Source organism: Reyranella sp. (genome assembly GCF_965279465.1).
Taxonomy (GTDB): Bacteria; Pseudomonadota; Alphaproteobacteria; order Reyranellales; family Reyranellaceae; genus Reyranella.
In genome coordinates this window covers 4,720,561-4,736,826 of the sequence record NZ_OZ257242.1, presented here as the reverse complement: position 1 = coordinate 4,736,826, position 16,266 = coordinate 4,720,561, and the positions used below count along the sequence as shown (strand labels likewise).

Genomic DNA, 16,266 nt, shown 5'->3' with positions numbered 1-16,266 from the left:
TCACGGCACCAGCTTGCGCAGCCAGCCGGCGATTTCCGGCAAGGGCAGCACCCAGTCCGCCCCGTTGGCGGCGACCAGCTCGCCCGGCATGCCCCAGACCACTGCAGTCTCTGGAGCTTCGGCGATCGTTCGGCCACCGAGGGCGTGGAGAGACGCCATTGCCACCGCGCCGTCGTTCCCCATACCGGTCATCAGGATGCCAATAAGCTGCGTGGACGAGACATGCTCCATGGCGGACTTAACGAGCCGGTGGGTGCTTGGATGCCACGGATAGTCGCGATCCGACGGTATCGGCAGAGCGACGAGGCCGGAGGCGCGCCGAGACACGACGATGTCGGCGTCGCCCTTGCCGATATAGACGGTGCCGGGCTCGAGCTGGACCGTGCGTGCGACCTCGACGACGGTGAGCGCTGACAGGCTATCCAGCCGGCGGGCCAGGGCGCCGGTGAAGCTCGCGGGCATGTGCTGCGCCACCACGATCGGCCACGGAAAGTGAGCCGGCAGCGGCGTCAGCAACGCCTCCAGCGCCGGCGGTCCTCCGGTCGAGGTCCCGACCAGCACCAGCCCTTCGCCTCGGCCGCGCGACGGCGCTCCTTGCGGGCCTCGGGCGAAACGGGCCGGCGAAGGCGGCAGGACGCCGCCGCCAATGCGGTGGCGGACTCGTTCCTTGAGCCGCGCGCTGGACCTCATCCTGGCCCCGGCTGCGGCACGGACCTTCGAAACCAGCGCCTCGGTCAGTTCTTCGATATGAAGCGAGATCGCGCCCGCGGGCTTGGCGACAAAGTCGATGGCGCCAAGCCGCAGTGCCTGCAGGGTCGTCTCCGCGCCGTCGGCCGTCAACGACGAGACCATCACCACCGGGCAGGGACGCTCGACCATGATGCGGTCGAGACAAGCCAGCCCGTCCATCTGCGGCATATGGATATCGAGCGTGACGACGTCTGGCTTGAAGACCTCGAGCAGCGCCAGCGCTTCGAGCCCGTTGCGTGCGAACTGGACCTCGAAGTCAGCTTCAGTCGAGAAGATTTTGCCCAGCAGCTTGCGCATCAGCGCCGAGTCGTCGACGACGAGGACCCTGGTCACTGCCCCACACGCGACGTCTTCGCCTGGAACGCGTCCAGCAGGCCGCGCTCGGCGCGGGTCAGCAGTTCGGCGGGATCAAGCAGCAGCACGATCCGCCCCGCCTTCTCGAGATTGACCACGCCGTGGACGAGGCGCACCGATTCGTTGGCCAGATCAGGCGCCGGCTCGATATCGCCCGCCGGGCACCGCAGCACCTCCGACACCGAATCGACGATCAGGCCGGCGCGGTGACGCTCGGTCCTGACCACGACCAGGCGGCGGCCGTCCTGCTCCTCGAGCGGCGGCATGTCGAAACGGCGGCGCTGATCGACAACCGGCAGCACGTCGCCGCGCAGATTCACCACCCCTTCGAGGAACTTCGGCGCTTTTGGCAACCGCGTGATCTGGTCCGGCACGCGGGCGACCTCGTGGACGGCCTCGATCGGCAGGCCGAACTCGTCCTCGCCCAGTCGGAACACCACGAACTGCCGCTCCTCGGCCGACCCGCGACCGGTGTCCTTCCCGCCTTCCGGCGTGGAAACCCCGCCGGCCTTCAACCGCTGCATGACGTCCTCCCGGAACAGCTGCTCCGGCGACAAAAGGGAAACCAGCCGGCGCCCGCCGTCGCCGCGGTAGATCGCGGCGATCTTTGACTCCCCACCGGCGCGGGCCGCGAGGACCGGCGGGATCTTTTCGATCAGCCTGGCATCGGCTGGGAAGATCGTGCGCATGCGGTCGGCCAGCAGTCCGACGAGAGCACCACCGACCCGTGCCACGACCACCTTTTCGCGCCCGTTGCGCGTGCCCTGGGCAAAACCCAGCAGACCACGCAGCGACAAGAGCGGTAGCAGCGTGTTGCGGTACGGCGTCACCCCCAACACCAGTTCCTCGCTCGAGGGCAGGGCCGCAAGCGTCTCGGGTGCGTCGACCACTTCGAGCACCGATTCGAGGGGAAATGCATACTCCTGGCCGGCGACATCGAAGCTCACCAGCCGCTGGCGATCGTCGGCCGCCTCTTCTCTCTTCCCCCGGCCGGCCGATTCAGCGAGGGACTGGCGCGGGCGGGCGCGGTCCTGCTGCACGAACGCTCCGGCGATCAACGCGCCGATGTCGAGGATCTTGGCGACGGCACCCTTGTCGCCGGCAGCTGTCGTCGTCGCAAAAGCGCCCTTCAGCCGCTCCCCCGGCTTGGCGGCGAGGTCGGCCTGGCGCGTCTCGATCTGGTCGTGCTCGACGCTCACCAGGGCGCCGATGGCATCGACCACCAGCGCGACGGGAGCGGCGCCGTCGAGCACGATCGCCCGGGAAGCAGCAGCCGACTCGGTCTCGGCGGCTTCAGACACACCCAGCAGGCCGCGTAGGCCGGCGACCGGCAGGACGGTACCTCGCAGGTTCGCCAACCCCAGCAACCCCTTGGGCGCCTGTGGTACGCGGGCCACGGACGGCAGGCGGATCACCTCGGCAATCTCGGCAGCGCCCAGCGCATAGAGCTCCCCGTTGGTGCGGAGCGTCAGGAAGCGCTCAGCCATTCTGCTGCTTGAGCGTGTCGGCCAGCAAGGCGATCTCCTCGATGGCTGCCGCGAGATCCTCGGCGCCGGTCGCCTGTTCGGTCGAGGCCGTTGACGCCTGCCGAGTCGCAGCACTCGCCTCCTCCGCCGCGCTGGCGATCTGGCGCGCGCCGATCGCGGCTTCGGTAGTGGCCGCCAGAATTTGCTCCGCGCCCTGCAGAATCGCTGCGTTGGCGCTCTCCAGCGCTTCCGTCTCGCGGCTCACCTTCTCGAAGGCGTTGAGCACCGTTCGGTTGCTCTGGACTTCGAGCTCCACGGAATCGACGATCTGCTCGAGGTCGCGCCGCAGCGAGGCAATCTGCTCGAGGATGCCGCCGACGGTTTCCTTGATCTTGTCGGCGCTCCCCGAGGCCTCGCGTGCGAGGCCGCGAATGTCGTTCGACACCACCGCGAAGCCGCGCCCGGCCTCGCCGGCACGTGCCGCCTCGACAGCGCCGCTCACTGCCAGCATGCTGGTCTGCACCACCACGAGAGAGATCGCGTTCACGATCTTCTCGATGTTGCGACCAACCACTTCGAGCCGGCCGATCGTAGCGAGGCTGCCGCGCGTGGTCTCCAGGCTCGTCGAGACGCCGCTCACCAGTTTCTGCGCCGCGGCGGCGCTGTTCTTCACATCGGCAGCCATTCTGGTGATGCGGTCATTGCCCTGCGTCGCATTCTGCTGTGCTTGCCGGGCGCTCCTTTCGATCTGGACCAGTGCGGCCGAGGTTTGCTGCGTGGCCGCAGCCTGCTGCTGAGTACCGCGATTGATCTGGCCGAGCGCCGCCATGATCTGGCGGGAGGCGCTCGAGAGTTCCTGGATGGTCGCCGACAGTTCCTCGGCTGTGGCACTGATCTGTTCGGCCGCCGAGGCGTCCACCTTGCCGGCCCGCGCCGCTTCCGCCGCGCGCGCCAACTCCTGCGCCGCGCTCTGCCCCTGGTCGAGCGACTTGGCCTGCTCGCCAACCGCCGACTGCGCTTCATTTGCCGCGCTCGACTGTTCCTCCGCGGCGCCGGCGACGAGGACTGCGCCTTTTTCGGCTTCGCTGGCGGCGCGGTCGGCTTCCAGCGCAGCAGTCAGCGTCTCCTGGCTGCCCTCGGCGATCTTCTGCATGCCGTTACGCAGCCCATTGAGCGAGGCAATCACAGCTGTGCCCGCCTTCGATTCGCTGACCGCCGTTTCAGCCGCCCTCTGCAAGGCCGAGGCGACCTCCCGCACGTCGGCCTGGATCGCGGTCGCGAGCTTCTGGACATCCTGCGCACTCTTCTCCGACGTCTCGGCCAGCGCACGCACTTCGTCGGCGACCACCGCGAAGCCGCGGCCGTGATCGCCGGCCCGCGCCGCCTCGATCGCGGCATTGAGCGCGAGCAGATTGGTCTGATCGGAGATGCGGCTCACCGCGCGGGTGATCTCGCCGATGTCCTGCGCACGGCGCTCGAGTTCGCTCACGAGTTGCACCGAAGCGCCCTGCCGCGTGCCGTTGCGCTCGATGGCGCGCACCGACGTGCCGATCTGCGCCGCCGTTTCGGCGAGCACGACCTCGACGGCCTCGGTGCGGCGGCGAGACACTTCGGCCTGGGTCCGTGCAACGCCGAGACTGGCTACGACCTGCTTGATAGCCGCGAGCTGCTCCTGCGCCGCGCCAGCCGCCTCGCTGGCACCACTGGCAATCTGTTCCATAGACCGGCGCAGTTCCTCGGCGGCAGCCGAAGCCTCGGTCAGGCCGCTGGCCAGTTGCTCGGTCGCAGCAGCTAGCCGCTCCGAGACGCGGTCCTGCGGGCGGCTGGAGGTCCGCTTCGCAGCACCGTTTGAAAGCTGCGCGGCGCGCGCGGGCGGCCGGACCGCCGGGGCTTGGGGGCTCGGCGCGGTGCCGCCGGTCGTCAGCTTCGACTTCTTGATGAGGGCCATGGACTTCCTTGGAGAATACAAATCGCCAGCGGCAGGGCATTGGCAGCAAGTCGGTCGGCGCTCGCGACCCTAGTGCAATTCAGAACATTCTCCAATAACGCCACGCGATCCTGCTCGACTTACCTTCTTGGCAGGGACCGTCAACCGGTTCAGCTCGGGACGATGACGGCCTTCAAATCGAACGCTTCCGCCGCGCTCTCCAGGCGGCGGGCGGTGACCTCTCCCAGGCTGCGCTTGAGGTCGGGCGGCACGACCAGCGAGAGTTCGCGCTCGCGGCGGCGGAGCTGGACCCGCGGCAGCAGGCCGGGCGCCCCGCCGGACAGGTTGTAGGCGAGCCGCAGGCAGGCGCCGAGCCGGCGCGCGAAGGTCCGGCTCTTGTTGTCGGACAGGCGCATCGCGGTGTCGAGCATCGCCGCCTTGAGGTCGCTCTTGTAGCGGTAGGCCATCGTCATCGCGAGGACGGCGCGGTCGCGATGGCTCATCCCCGGCGCAGGCAGATGAAGCACGCGAACATAGGCCTGCTCGGCGCGATAGTCGGGATGGTCGTTCCACGAGATGTCGCTCAGGTGACAGGCGGCGGTACGCAGGATGCGCTCGGCCTCGGTCTCGCCGGCGAAGATCGGCGTCAGCCAGTCGAATATCTCCGACGGCGAGAGGTCGAAGCGGCGCCAGTCCGCGCCCTGCTCCTCGGCGAAGGCAATCAGCGGATGGCGCGCGCGCTCGGTCTCGCTGAGACGCTGGTAGTAGAAGCCTTCGCGCAGGCCGAAAGCGGAGAACACCACGTTGCGCGGCTTCAGCGCCGCCAGCAGCCGGTCGAGCGCCAGGCAGGCGAGCGGCAGGGTATCGACACGACGACGCGAGACGCCCGGCATCTTCTCCAGCGACTTGGCGCTCTGCACCGCGATCAGCCGCGCCACGGCACGCGCCTCTTCGGCGGGAATGTCGTAGTGGTGGATTATGTGCAGCGGATAGCCTGCCTGCTCCATGTGCAGGCGGGCGAAGGAACGCCAGGCGCCGCCCACGGCGTAGAAGGTCTTTCCGGTCTCCTCGCGCAGCCAGCCGACGTTCTCGATCGCCTCGACAACCGCGCGCCTGGGGTCACCCTTGCCCGACGACATCAGGCGCAGCGGACCGACCGGCAATGTCGTCGAGGCACCGAGCTGACCGCGGCCCAAGGCCACCAGCTCCAGGCTGCCGCCACCCAGGTCGCCCATCACGCCGGACGCCTCGGGCATGCCGCACATCACGCCGTAGCCGGAGAAGCGCGCTTCGTCCTGGCCGCTCACGATATGCGCGTCGATGCCCCGGCTTGCGAGTTCGCGCACAAAATCTTGTCCGTCGGACGCATCGCGTACTGCCGCCGTCGCCAGAAGGTCGAGCGATACCACCTTCATATTGTGGGCAAGCGTCGTGAAGCGGTCGATATTGGCAAGCGCCAGCTCGACGCCTTGCGGGTTGAGTCGACCGGTCGCGTCGAGGCCCCGCGCCAGCCCGCACAGCACCTTCTCGTTGAACACCGGCAGTGGCGCCCGGCTGGCACGCTCGTAGACCACGAGGCGAATCGAATTGGAGCCCACGTCGATGATGCCGACCCGGCCGGTGCCGAGAGAGCCGTGATCGATCGCTCGCCGGGCGGGCTCACGGTCTATGGTCGGTTTGCCGTCCATTCGCGCTCCCTCTAGCCCAATCCCGGCGGGATTGCAGCGCCGAAACAGCCTAGGAGCCTAGAACCAGTCGCGGCACTGCGCCGCTGAGCCGAAGAGCGCTGCCCCGGCCCGAAAGTGACGGGTTCGTCATGAAATAGTGATGGGCAATGAATGGTTCCTTGCCCGTCGGGCGGCGGGTGAAGATGCCGTCCGGCCCCATGGTCCAGCTTTGGGCGTCGTCTTTCAGGTTGGCGACCATGATCTGGTCGAGCACCTGTTCGTGCACCGTCGGATTCTCGACCGGGCAGAACAGCTCGACCCGGCGGTCGAGATTGCGCGGCATCCAGTCGGCCGAGGAAATGAACACCTTGGCATCGGGCGACGGCAGCGCCTTGCCGTTGCCGAAGCACACGATGCGTGCATGTTCCAGGAAGCGGCCGATGATACTCTTGACCCGGATGTTCTCGCTCAGCCCCGGCACGCCCGGCCGCAGGCAGCAGATGCCGCGGATCACGAGGTCGATATGCACGCCCGCCTTCGAGGCGGCGTACAGCCGGTCGATCATGTCGGGATCGACCAGGGAATTGAGCTTGCACCAGATCGCCGCCGGCTTGCCGGCCGTCGCATTGGCGATCTCGGCGTCGATCAGGCCAAAGATCGTCGAGCGCAGCGTCACCGGCGCGAAAGCGATCTTCTCCATCTTCTCGGGACGGGCATAGCCGGTCATGTAGTTGAACAGGCGCGCGGCATCGCGGCCCATCGCCGGATCGCAGGTGAAGAACGACAGGTCGGTATAGATGCGCGCCGTGATCGGATGGTAGTTGCCGGTGCCGAAATGGACGTAGGTGCGGATCGCCTGCGCCTCGCGGCGCACCACCATCGACACCTTGGCGTGGGTCTTGAGGTCGATGAAGCCGTAGACCACCTGCACGCCGGCGCGCTCGAGATCGCGCGCCCAGCGGATGTTCGCCTCCTCGTCGAACCGCGCCTTGAGTTCGACCAGCGCCGTCACGGTCTTGCCTGCCTCGGCGGCCGCGATCAGCTCCTTGACGATCGGCGAGTCGGCGGAAGTGCGGTAGAGCGTCTGCTTGATCGCCACCACGGCAGGGTCGCGCGCGGCCTGGCGCAGGAACTGCACCACAACGTCGAAGCTCTCGTAGGGATGATGGACGACGATGTCCTTGGCGCGGATGGCGGCGAAGCAGTCGCCGGCGAAATCGCGAATGCGCTCGGGAAAACGTGCGTTGTAGGGCGCGAACTTGAGGTCCGGCCGATCGTCGACGATCACGGCCTTGACATCGCCGATGTTGAGCATGCGGTCGAGGTGGAAGACGTGGACGATCTGGCCAGCGATCTCGAGCTGGTCGAACAGGAAGTCGCGCAGCTCGCCCGGCATGTCGACGTCGAGCGAGATCGAGATCAGGTCGCCGCGGCGGCGGCGCTTCAGCGCGCTCTCGTAGAGCAGCACGAGATCTTCCGACTCTTCGTTGATCTCGACGTCGCTGTCGCGGATCAGCCGGAAGAAGCCGCGCTCGCTCACTCCGTAACCGGGGAACAGGCGCGGCAGGAAAATCGCGATCAGCTCTTCCAGCGGCAGGAAACGGATGGCCGGGCCTGGCAGGCGCACGAACCGGTCGACCTGCGGCGGCAACGGCAACAGCGCCATCAGCGGGCGCTTGTCGTCCTTGCGCTTGAGCTTGAAAATTGCCGAGAAGCCGCCGTTGGGGAGGAAGGGGAATGGATGGGCCGGATCGACTGCCAGGGGAGTCAGGATCGGGAAGACCTGGTCGATGAAGTAGGTTTCGAGCCAGGTCCTCTCGCCATCGCTGAGCTCGCTGCCGGCCAGAACAGCGATGCCGGCCTCGCGCAATTCACCCTGCAGAAGCCCCCAGACGCGCTGCTGTTCATCCATAAGGGCGGACGCGCGTTCGCGGATCGCCGCCAGTTGCTCCCCCGGTGTCAGGCCGTCGTCGCTGAGCATGGTCGAGCGATTCGGCAGCATGTCGACGAGACCGGCGACGCGGACCATGTAGAACTCGTCGAGGTTGCCCGCCGAGATCGACAGGAATCTCACCCGCTCGAGCAGCGGATGGCGCGGGTTGCTGGCTTCCTCGAGCACACGCGTGTTGAAAGCCAGCCACGACAGTTCACGGTTGATGAAGCGGTGCGGATTGTCGGCCGTGATCGCGTCGGCCATATCGGGATTGAGAGCGTCCATGTCGGTCCCGAGTTATTCACAGCAAGCGTAACGAGTCACCATGACGGTGTCATGCCAATTCACTAAACAACTGTTTCCAAAGGATTATTTGGAGTCACGTCGTGAAAGTGGTTCTCCTCCTGCGCCATGCGAAATCGGCCTGGAGCCAGCCCGGCCTGGATGACCATGACCGACCGCTGAACCGCCGTGGCGAGCGGGCCGCGGAGGCAATGGCCGACCACATCGTGCGTAACGCGCCGCGGCCGGATTTGATCCTGTGCTCGACGGCGGCGCGAACCCGCCAGACGCTGGCGCCGCTGGTCCATCGGCTGACCGCCCCTGCCCCGCCGATCGCGCTGGAGCGGGGCCTCTACCTCGCCTCCGAAGACGCCCTGCTGGGGCGCCTGCGCGCCCTTGCGGAAGAGGTCGGCACGGTCCTGCTGATCGGGCACAACGAGGGCATCGGCGCGCTGGCGGAGAGCCTGGCCGGCAGCGGCAGAGCGACCGACCTCGCAGCCCTGCGCGAGAAATATCCGACCGGCACCCTGGCGACCTTGCGGGCGCCGGCCACCTTGTGGACCGAGCTCGCACCGGGCTCCGCCGAACTCGTGTCCTTCGTCCGCCCGCGTGATCTGTTGCCGGAGTAACGAGCTCACGCTCTCCCGGACCGCGAACCGGAGGCTCGCGATCCGGGAGATCATGACATGAGTTGCGTCAGTACGTGCCGGGGTACTGGCCGCCGTCCATCAGGATGTTCTGGCCGGTCATGTAGCCGGCATGCACACTGCACAGGAAGGCGCACATCATCCCGAACTCCTCGGCGGTGCCGAAGCGGCCGGCGGGATGGGCCTTGGCGCCCGCTGCATACTCTTCGTCGAAGCTCTTGCCGGCGTTCGCCGCCCGCACCTTCATGGTGCCACGCAGGCGATCGGTGTCGAACGGGCCGGGCAGCAGGCCGTTGATCGTGACGCCGTGGCGGATCGTCGTGCGCGCCACGCCCGCGACGAAGCCGGTGAGGCCCGAACGCGCGCCGTTGCTGAGGCCCAGGATGTCGATCGGCGCCTTCACCGAGCTCGAGGTAATGTTCACGATGCGCCCGAAGCCGCGCTTCATCATGCCATCGACCGACGCCTTGATGAACTCGATCGGCGTCAGCATGTTGGCGTCGAGCGCCTTGATCCAGTCGTCGCGGTTCCAGTTGCGGAAGTTGCCCGGCGGCGGGCCGCCGGCATTGTTGACGATGATGTCGGGCTCGGGGCACGCCGCCAGCACCTGCTTGCGCCCGTCTTCCGTCGTGACGTCGACCGCGACCGCGGTGACCTTCACGCCGTATTTCTTGCGGATCTCCTCCGCCGTCGCCTCGAGCTCCGACTTGGTGCGCGCGTTGATGACGAGGTCGACTCCCTCGCCGGCGAGCGCCATCGCGCAGCCCTTGCCCAAGCCCTTGCTCGCCGCGCAGACGATCGCCTTGCGGCCTTTGATGCCCATATCCATCTTTCGCTCCCTACTGGCTGACTCTGGTCCAAAGCTGGGTTTCGCCGAGCATCGGCGAACCGACATAGCCGCGCAGGCGGAGCTTTCCGTCCGGCTGCAGGCTGATGTTCGCGCTGTATGTCTTGCCGTTCTCGGGGTTGTAGATCCGGCCTCCTTCGAACTCATTCGGATCCGACGTCGCCTTGAATCCCCAGATCAACAGCATGCCGAGCACCTTGCGGCTGCGCAGCGCCGCGTTTTCGTTGCGATGATCGGTCGCCGTTTGCGGCGTCACGACCTTGCCGTCCGGCCCCTTGGGATCGAACAACGCAACGACCACGCCGCACAACGCCCCAGTTGCCTCGCCGATGCATGGCGAGAGCCTCACCTGCGCCGCACCGGACGCCGTGAGCCATGTGCCCATCACGCCCGACTTCTGCGCGAAGGCCGGCGCGGCGAACAGCGCGATCGCCGCTGCCAGAAGCCATCGTGTCATGACCTTTCCCCCGCAAGCTCTGCCAGCACATCGGCCGCAAGACGGCGGTCGATCTCGCGTCGTTCGGCAAGGGCGCGCTGGTCGAGCGCGGCGACCAGCCGTCGCGCCACTTGCGCCGAGCGCTCCATGCGCGAGACGAGATACTGCACGACACCGGGGCCGGCATGCAATTGCCGGTCGGCGAGCTGCTTCAGGATGATCGAACCCAGCAGCTCATCGTCGGGCGGCACCACGGCCACCGACGGCGCGGCCCGCAGCCGTGAGGCCAGGTCGGGCAGCGCGATGCGCCAGCGGGCCGGCGGCAATTCGGACAGCAGCAGAAGGTGGCCACGCCGCTCGCGCACGAGATTGTAAAGATGCAGCAGCGCGCGTTCGGGTGCCCGCTCCGCACGATCGATCAGCAATGTTGCATTCGCCTCGCTCAGCGCCGTGAGGTCGGCGATAGTCTTGCCGCCAAGATCGGTCCCGTCGAGCACGGCCGCCTCCGCATGCGCCGCCCAGATCCGGCCGAGATGGGTCTTGCCACTGCCAGGAGGGCCACTCAGCGCCAGCGCCGGCGCCGGCCAGTCCGGCCAGCGGTCGATCCAGGCCAACGCCTCGCGATTGCCTTCCGACAGCACGAAATCGGCGCGCCCATAGGTCGGCGGCGGCAGCGCCAGGTCGAGCGTGAGTTGCCTGACCATTCGCTATCCGCCCGTAACGCTGCCGCGATAGAAGCTGCTCGCGCGGTATCGCCTCATCAGGTGACGCACCACGACGCCGACGACTGCCGCGACCGGCACCGCGATCAGCACCCCGACGAACCCGAACAGCGAGCCGCCGGCCAGCAGGGCGAACATGATCCATACCGGATGCAGGCCGACCCGGTCGCCGACCAGCTTGGGTGACAGCACATTGCCTTCCAGCAGGTAGCCACCGAGGAATACCGCAGCCACTTTGGCGACACCCAGCCAGTCGGGTGGAAACTGTGCCAGCGCCGTGCCGATCGACAGGATGGCGCCGACCAACGTGCCGACAAACGGAATGAAGGAGATCAGCCCCGCGATCAGGCCGATCACGAAGCCAAACTCCAGACCGACGAGCGAGAGGCCGACAGCGTAGAGCGTTGCAAGAACAAGGCAGACCAGCGCTTGGCCGCGGAGGTATCCGGCGACCGCCACGTCGCTCTCGTGGGCCAGCTTGCGGATGGTGTCGGCATGATCCAGAGGCAGTGCGTTGTCGATCGCTGCCAGCAACTTCTCCCAGTCGCGGAGCAAGTAAAAGGTCACGACCGGCGTCAAGAACAACAGGCTGAGCAGATTGATGACGGCCACGCTGCGCTGCGCGAGCCGACCGACGATGCTGCCCGCGACGCCGACCACTTCACCGGCCCATTGAGTGGCCTCGGCTTGCAAGTCTTCCAGGCTCAGCGACGAGAATCCGAGCTTGCCCAGCAGCGGCTCGATCACCGGCTGTATGCTTTTGACTGCCTGGACGGCGAACTGGGGAGCCTTGGTGATGAGGGTCTGCAGCTCGCCGAGCAGAGGAGGAACGATAGCCGTTGCCGTGCCTACAGAAATCAACGCTGCTGCTACGGTGACCATGGTCGTCGCCAACGTGCGCGACAGGCCGGCACGCTGCAGTCGCACCACGACCGGATCGAGGAAATAGGCGAGCACGGCGCCGACCACGAAGGGCAGCAGGATGTCGTTCAGCAGCCACAGCAGCAGGAGGAAGCCGGCGGCAACGCCGAGCCAGAAGCGCCAACGAGTGGCCGGCGCGGTCACCGCACCTGCAATCGCCACGTATCGGCATCCTTGTCGAGCTGCAGCCCGGCTTGCCCCAGCGTCTTCTGGAGCTGCTCGGGGGTGCCGAAGTAATCGAGGTGGAGCTCGGCGCGGTCGGCTTCGAGGGACCGGACCGAGATTGTCTTGATCGAGGGGATGGCGCCCAGCCGCTGGCGCACCTGCACCCACTCCGCGAGCGCCCTGATCGGCACCACGACGTCGAGTGCGGCCTGGGTGTCGCGCCGCACGCCAGCGAGGCCGCGCCACTCCTCGTCGATCCTGGCGTGCATCTTCCTGGCCGCATCGCCGAGCTGGCTGGCGTCCGGTACGGTGATCCGGGGCAGATCCGCCTTGGCACCGGTCTGCATGTCATAGCGCACGCCGCTGATCGTGAGCGGTCCCATCTTGTCGCCTTCGACGATGGCGACGATGATCGTCGGGACACGATAGCGCTCGTTCAGCCGCGCCAGCGCCGAGACGTCACCGACATAGGCTTCCTCGACCGACAGAGCGTTCTGGTCGAGCTGGTCGCCGCGCACGACAGTGACCGGCACCGCCGTCGCCGAGCTGTCGAGCCCGCTCCAGGCGACCCGCCAGCCGTTACGGTCATCGAGCGGTTCCAGTCCGTTTCCGTCCTTCCACAGCGGAATGACGAGGGCCGGGCGCCGGACCGTCTCCGTAGGCGAGACGTTGGCCTCGTTGAGCCAGGCCCGCACCGCCGCAGCGTTGTACACCACGGTCAAGGTGGCGATGTAGCGGTTGCCGGCGGTGCGTTCGCGCTGGAACTCGGTGCCGCGCACGAGCCCGTCGAGCCGTGCATCGTCTATCGGCCGAACGCGCGCACGATCCTCGGCCGGAACCATGCGCTCGACCAGCCGCTTGATGCCCTGCTGCTGCGCCTCCCGGATGCCCTTCTGACGCGCCTGGACGGCGTCGGCGCCGGTCACGTCCACGTCGATGTCGCCAATCGAGTAGGTATTGCCGCTGGAGGCGGTCTGCGCCTGCGCGGTGCAGGCAAATAGCGCCAGCACAATGCCGAGGATCGTGGAAAACTTGCAGGCTGACGGCATTGCGGGAGTCCGGTACTTGGCTATGGTCGCGTCCCCTTCTCTAGCACGAATGAGCCTGGCTTGAAGCCTGACGCCCCCCCTGACGGCACCTCCGGCCACAACCGGCCGCCCCTGACCTACAAGGAGGCGGGCGTCGACATCGATGCCGGCGATGCCCTCGTCGAGCACATCAAGCCACTCGCCAGAAGCACCGACCGCCGCGGCGTGATGGGCGGCCTGGGCGGTTTCGGCGGCCTGTTCGACCTCAAGGCCGCCGGCTTCAGGGACCCGATCCTGGTTTCCGGCACCGATGGCGTCGGCACCAAGCTCAAGGTGGCGATCGAGGCAGGCATTCCCGACACCGTCGGCATCGACCTGGTCGCGATGTGCGTCAACGACATCGTCGTGCAGGGTGCCGAGCCGCTGTTCTTCCTCGACTATTACGCGACCGGCAAGCTCGAGGTCGAGACCGGCCGGCGGATCGTCGCGGGCATCGCCGAGGGTTGCCGTCGCGCCGGCTGCGCGCTGATCGGCGGCGAGACGGCCGAAATGCCCGGCATGTATGCCGACGGCGACTACGATCTCGCAGGCTTCTCGGTCGGCGCCGCCGAGCGGGACGAGTTGCTGCCGCGGACCGACATCGCGCCGGGCGACGTCGTGCTCGGCCTGGCCTCGAGCGGCCTGCATTCGAACGGTTACTCGCTGGTGCGCCGGATCGTGGCGCGCGGCAGCGGCTACGACATGAAGGCGCTGCTCGAGCCGACCCGCATCTACGTGAAGCCGCTGCTGGCGGTGATCCGGGGCACCAAGGCGATCAAGGGCCTGGCTCACATCACCGGCGGCGGACTGCCAGGCAACGTGCCGCGCTGCCTGCCGGACGGGCTGCGCGCCCGGCTCGATGCGCGGCAGTGGAAGCCACCGGCCGTGTTCGGCTGGCTGCGGACAGAGGGCAACGTGCCGACGGACGACATGCTGCGCACCTTCAACTGCGGGCTCGGCATGATCGCGGTGGTGGCGCGGGTCGACGTAGAGCGGGTCACTCACGCCCTGGCCAAAGCCGGCGAGACGGCGCGCGAGATCGGCGTCATTGAGCCTGCGCCCACATCGGAGGCAGACTGCATCGTCGAACACGAGGACAGCCTATGGCGAAGCTGAAAGTCGGCGTCCTGATCTCCGGCCGCGGCAGCAACATGGCGTCGCTGGTCCGGGCCGCCTGGGAGGAAGACTACCCTGCCGAGATTGCCTGCGTGGTGTGCAACGACCCCCAAGCGCCCGGCGTGAAGATCGCCCGGGATGCCGGCATTGCCACGGCGGTGATCTCTCACGGCGACTATCCCGACCGCGAGACCTTCGAGCGCGCCGTCACCGCGGAGCTGGAAAAGCACGGCGTCAGGCTGGTCGCGCTGGCTGGCTTCATGCGGGTGCTGAGCCCGTGGTTTCCCCAGTATTGGCAGGGCCGCATTCTCAATATCCACCCCTCGCTGCTGCCCGCCTTCAAGGGCCTGAATGCACAGCAGAAGGCGATCGACGCCGGCGCCCGGGTGAGCGGCTGCACGGTGCATTTCGTGGTCCCCGAGATCGACGGCGGCCCGATCATCGCCCAGGCGGCTGTGCGGGTGCTGGCCAGAGACACCGCCGATACGCTGGCGACCCGCATCCTGCAGCAGGAGCACCGACTCTATCCACTGGTCGTGCGCTGGTTCGCCGAGGGCCGCCTGCGCCAGACGGACGGCCGGGTCGAAGTGACCGGCGTGCCACCCGGCGCCACCCTGCTCTTTTCCGAAGAACCCTAGTCCTTTATAAAAAGAGCAGCGATTTCAACGGGGAGACCTATGGCTGAAGCGAACGACGCCGAGTACCGCGCCCATCTCGATACTTACACCAGCTTCAACAAGCTCGTGATGTTCATGCTCCTCTGGATCGTGCTGCTGCTGTCCTCAATGGCGCTCGGCCTCGTCGCCCACGTTGGCTTCCTGGCGGTGGTTCTGGGCGTCGGCGGCACGGTCGTCCTGCTGGCCGCATTCGCCATGATGAATTGACAAGCAGCGCGCCGGGTCCGCAATGACGGACGCAATCGCCACGTCATGATCTTGCGCCGGGGGCGCGCCACTCCAGTGGCGCGTCAAGTCTTCAAACGGGCACTGCCGTAAGGCCAAAGTCGAGGTTCTGCTACGAGTCCTGCTTTGACCGGATTCTGGTCGATATCCTCTTCTGAAGCGCCGAAATGAGCGTCGTTTCGAATGAAGCGATCCAAGTACTCCGTCTGCCAGAACGAACCGCTGCGCCTGAGATGCGCGTTGGCTTTACGAGCGGTGAACCGCTTCCACGAGCCGACGATCTCTCCGAGCGGATGAGCCGGCATCACGCTGAACAGGACATGCACGTGGTTGGGCATGATTGTCCAAGCATGCATTCGATAACGGACCCCGTCGAACGTGAGAAATGCGTCCTCGACGAGCCGCGCAATAGGCTCTGCTCGCAGCCAACAGGCGCCCCACCGCTTATCGAGCATTTCGTGACGCGCTGTTTATGGCCGGTCCACGTCCTTGAGCCGAGCCAATGCCTCGGAAGGAAGGCTATCCACCAGCCTCGAGTTTAGCCGACGATCTCGGTGCCCGAGAAGAAGTAGGCGATCTCGATCGCCGCATTCTCGGGCGAGTCAGAGCCATGCACCGAGTTGGCTTCGATCGACTCGGCGAAATCCTTGCGGATGGTGCCCGCCGCCGCATTGGCCGGGTTCGTGGCGCCCATGATCTCGCGGTTGGCGGCGATCGCATTCTCGCCTTCCAGCACCTGGACGACCACCGGGCCGGACGTCATGAAAGTGCAAAGATCGTTGAAGAACGGCCGCGCCTTGTGCACGCCGTAGAACGCCTCGGCCTGCTGGCGGCTCATCCAGATGCGCTTCTGGGCGACGATGCGCAGGCCCTTCTCCTCGAAGCGGGCGTTGACCTTGCCGGTGAGATTCCGGCGCGTCGCGTCCGGCTTGATGATCGAGAAAGTACGTTCGACGGCCATTTAACCCTCTGTCTCAATGCAACTTGCGAGTGGGCGGGGCTTATAGACGCGGGGTTTGACGGGAGCAAGACGGCCATTCGCCTTGGTTTTTGTCCATTCCGCA

General features: G+C 66.9%; 16 protein-coding genes. 4 read left to right on the top strand and 12 right to left on the bottom strand.

Features of this window, described 5'->3' with window-relative positions; translation table 11 throughout:
* The 5 genes from cheB to ACQY8M_RS22940 all read right to left on the bottom strand — a co-directional run bounded on the left by cheB (position 1) and on the right by ACQY8M_RS22940 (position 8,382).
* The gene (cheB, locus tag ACQY8M_RS22960; protein ID WP_428660191.1) at positions 1-1,083 is read right to left on the bottom strand and encodes a chemotaxis-specific protein-glutamate methyltransferase CheB; all 1,083 of its coding nucleotides are present in this window, start codon (positions 1,081-1,083) and stop codon (positions 1-3) included.
* Positions 1,080-2,591 (bottom strand): chemotaxis protein CheW, encoded by a 1,512-nt coding sequence (locus ACQY8M_RS22955; protein ID WP_428660188.1) that lies wholly within the window; start codon positions 2,589-2,591, stop codon positions 1,080-1,082. Before ACQY8M_RS22955 ends, cheB begins: the two co-directional genes overlap by 4 nt.
* A complete protein-coding gene (locus tag ACQY8M_RS22950) occupies positions 2,584-4,518 on the bottom strand; it encodes a methyl-accepting chemotaxis protein (protein WP_428660185.1) in 1,935 nt (644 codons plus the stop codon). Before ACQY8M_RS22950 ends, ACQY8M_RS22955 begins: the two co-directional genes overlap by 8 nt.
* Positions 4,519-4,667: 149 nt before the next feature.
* Entirely contained in the window at positions 4,668-6,185 is a 1,518-nt protein-coding gene (locus ACQY8M_RS22945; protein WP_428660182.1) for an exopolyphosphatase, read from the bottom strand.
* A 49-nt stretch (positions 6,186-6,234) separates the two neighbouring features.
* Positions 6,235-8,382 carry an RNA degradosome polyphosphate kinase gene (locus tag ACQY8M_RS22940; RefSeq protein ID WP_428660179.1) on the bottom strand — a complete coding sequence of 716 codons (2,148 nt, stop codon included), beginning with the start codon at positions 8,380-8,382 and terminating at the stop codon, positions 6,235-6,237.
* A 101-nt stretch (positions 8,383-8,483) separates the two neighbouring features.
* Here ACQY8M_RS22940 and ACQY8M_RS22935 point away from each other — a divergent pair, with 101 nt between their 5' ends.
* Positions 8,484-9,008 carry a SixA phosphatase family protein gene (locus tag ACQY8M_RS22935; protein ID WP_428660176.1) on the top strand — a complete coding sequence of 175 codons (525 nt, stop codon included), beginning with the start codon at positions 8,484-8,486 and terminating at the stop codon, positions 9,006-9,008.
* Positions 9,009-9,075: 67 nt separating this feature from the next.
* Here the strand turns inward: ACQY8M_RS22935 and ACQY8M_RS22930 are convergent, their stop codons facing one another.
* The 5 genes from ACQY8M_RS22930 to ACQY8M_RS22910 are packed head-to-tail and all read right to left on the bottom strand — an operon-like array spanning position 9,076 to position 13,166.
* Positions 9,076-9,855 (bottom strand): SDR family oxidoreductase, encoded by a 780-nt coding sequence (locus ACQY8M_RS22930; protein ID WP_428660173.1) that lies wholly within the window; start codon positions 9,853-9,855, stop codon positions 9,076-9,078.
* A gap of 10 nt (positions 9,856-9,865) precedes the next feature.
* Positions 9,866-10,330 (bottom strand): DUF2147 domain-containing protein, encoded by a 465-nt coding sequence (locus tag ACQY8M_RS22925; protein WP_428660170.1) that lies wholly within the window; start codon positions 10,328-10,330, stop codon positions 9,866-9,868.
* Positions 10,327-11,013 carry a chromosomal replication initiator DnaA gene (locus tag ACQY8M_RS22920; protein ID WP_428660167.1) on the bottom strand — a complete coding sequence of 229 codons (687 nt, stop codon included), beginning with the start codon at positions 11,011-11,013 and terminating at the stop codon, positions 10,327-10,329. Before ACQY8M_RS22920 ends, ACQY8M_RS22925 begins: the two co-directional genes overlap by 4 nt.
* Positions 11,014-11,016: 3 nt before the next feature.
* Entirely contained in the window at positions 11,017-12,114 is a 1,098-nt protein-coding gene (locus ACQY8M_RS22915) for an AI-2E family transporter (protein WP_428660164.1), read from the bottom strand.
* Positions 12,093-13,166 carry a DUF2066 domain-containing protein gene (locus ACQY8M_RS22910; RefSeq protein ID WP_428660161.1) on the bottom strand — a complete coding sequence of 358 codons (1,074 nt, stop codon included), beginning with the start codon at positions 13,164-13,166 and terminating at the stop codon, positions 12,093-12,095. Before ACQY8M_RS22910 ends, ACQY8M_RS22915 begins: the two co-directional genes overlap by 22 nt.
* 60 nt (positions 13,167-13,226) lie before the next feature.
* Here ACQY8M_RS22910 and purM point away from each other — a divergent pair, with 60 nt between their 5' ends.
* From purM to ACQY8M_RS22895, 3 genes are read left to right on the top strand one after another with little or no spacing between them, the layout of a single operon-like run.
* Complete coding sequence (gene purM, locus ACQY8M_RS22905; protein WP_428660158.1) at positions 13,227-14,300, top strand: phosphoribosylformylglycinamidine cyclo-ligase; 1,074 nt, start codon at positions 13,227-13,229, stop codon at positions 14,298-14,300.
* Entirely contained in the window at positions 14,288-14,938 is a 651-nt protein-coding gene (gene purN / locus ACQY8M_RS22900; protein ID WP_428660156.1) for a phosphoribosylglycinamide formyltransferase, read from the top strand. The genes purM and purN overlap by 13 nt, the downstream gene beginning before the upstream one ends.
* Positions 14,939-14,977: 39 nt before the next feature.
* On the top strand, positions 14,978-15,184 hold the full coding sequence (locus ACQY8M_RS22895; protein WP_428660153.1) for an aa3-type cytochrome c oxidase subunit IV: 207 nt from the start codon (positions 14,978-14,980) through the stop codon (positions 15,182-15,184).
* An 83-nt stretch (positions 15,185-15,267) separates the two neighbouring features.
* Here the strand turns inward: ACQY8M_RS22895 and ACQY8M_RS22890 are convergent, their stop codons facing one another.
* Together ACQY8M_RS22890 and ndk are read right to left on the bottom strand one after the other, a co-directional pair.
* Entirely contained in the window at positions 15,268-15,540 is a 273-nt protein-coding gene (locus ACQY8M_RS22890) for a transposase (RefSeq protein ID WP_428660150.1), read from the bottom strand.
* Positions 15,541-15,740: 200 nt separating this feature from the next.
* A complete protein-coding gene (gene ndk, locus ACQY8M_RS22885) occupies positions 15,741-16,163 on the bottom strand; it encodes a nucleoside-diphosphate kinase (protein WP_428660148.1) in 423 nt (140 codons plus the stop codon).
* Positions 16,164-16,266: the final 103 nt, after the last annotated feature.